The 358-nt window shown below is 55.9% G+C and carries 1 protein-coding gene and 1 pseudogene; one reads left to right on the top strand and one right to left on the bottom strand.

Features of this window, described 5'->3' with window-relative positions:
* Positions 1-101: pseudogene (locus A6013_RS26560) on the top strand (LysR family transcriptional regulator); the annotation flags it as partial.
* 52 nt (positions 102-153) lie between these two features.
* Here A6013_RS26560 and A6013_RS24755 read toward each other — a convergent pair.
* Positions 154-358 (bottom strand): aldo/keto reductase (locus A6013_RS24755; RefSeq protein ID WP_175437448.1); only part of this gene is annotated, 205 nt, incomplete at its 5' end.

The following is a 358-nucleotide window of genomic DNA, read 5'->3' as shown; positions in this document are numbered from 1 at the left end:
GTTGGCGGGTTGAGATGCCTTTCAGCGCGGTTTATTACAGCGACAGAGCGGTAAGCACGCGCATACGCGCCTTTTTCGTCATGCTGTGCGAGCATATATAAAAAGCACCCGGAGGAGCTGTGTGTGGGTCCGGGTGACAGAGGGAGGGTCTTATTAATCCCAGTCTGGGGCTAAACCTTCCGGGCTCACCAGGCGGTCGTTGCACTCCAGTGCTGCGATCGCTTTTTTATCCTCGTCATCCAGATGAAGATCCAGCGCTAGCAGGTTGCTGGCCAGGTTTTCGCGCTTGGTTGATGATGGGATCACGGCATAGCCTTCACCCATTGCCCATGCCAGAATAACCTGCGCAGCAGTCGCG

Source organism: Enterobacter sp. IF2SW-B1, from assembly GCF_001743375.1.
Taxonomy (GTDB): Bacteria; Pseudomonadota; Gammaproteobacteria; order Enterobacterales; family Enterobacteriaceae; genus Enterobacter; species Enterobacter bugandensis.
This window is presented reverse-complemented; position numbering and strand designations above follow the sequence as displayed.